The sequence below is a fragment of the Streptococcus sp. HMSC074B11 genome (assembly GCF_001808705.1).
GTDB lineage: Bacteria > Bacillota > Bacilli > Lactobacillales > Streptococcaceae > Streptococcus.
Genome location: NZ_KV794301.1, coordinates 1 through 535, shown reverse-complemented (window position 1 = coordinate 535; position 535 = coordinate 1). Strand labels below are relative to the sequence as shown.

Annotated in this window: 1 pseudogene; it reads right to left on the bottom strand. The window is 44.9% G+C overall.

The window, feature by feature from the left end:
- Nucleotides 1-535 (bottom strand): annotated as a pseudogene (locus tag HMPREF2619_RS11405) (hypothetical protein); the annotation flags it as partial.

Here is a 535-nt window from a genome sequence, read left to right as displayed (position 1 = left end):
GAACGTAAAGTCACTTTGAACATCTGGAGCTGGCGTAGCTGTGCCTGCTCCCTCAAAGGTTACCGTTTGTTTGGTTGGTTTTGTGACTTTATCCACGATTGGAACGTAGATGATTGGGGTGTCCTCGCCTGGGTTTGTTGGAAGATTTGGAATCTCCTCACCTGGTTCTACCGGTCTACCTGGTTCACCTGGTTTCGTTGGATAGTTTGGATCTGGTAAGTATGGTTTGTAGCCTGGGACATTTGGAACAATTGGTTTACTTGGCTTGGTTGGATCGTTTGGATCATTCGGATACTTCACTTTTGGAGTATCTGGGAATTTCAGATCGTCAGATTTTGGCACCAAGTTTCCAAGTGGTTTATAAGTTACCTTGTCAGTTGCCTCTGGCTGATCTGGAGTTACCACTTTAGAGCCAGCTTCTGCCTTGTCAGCGTAGTAACCTGTAACAACAGGAACCGTTACCTTACCATAAGTATGACTTGTTTGATCCCATGTGATACTTCCGTCTGCTTGTTTTTTCTTACCAGTGAACGTA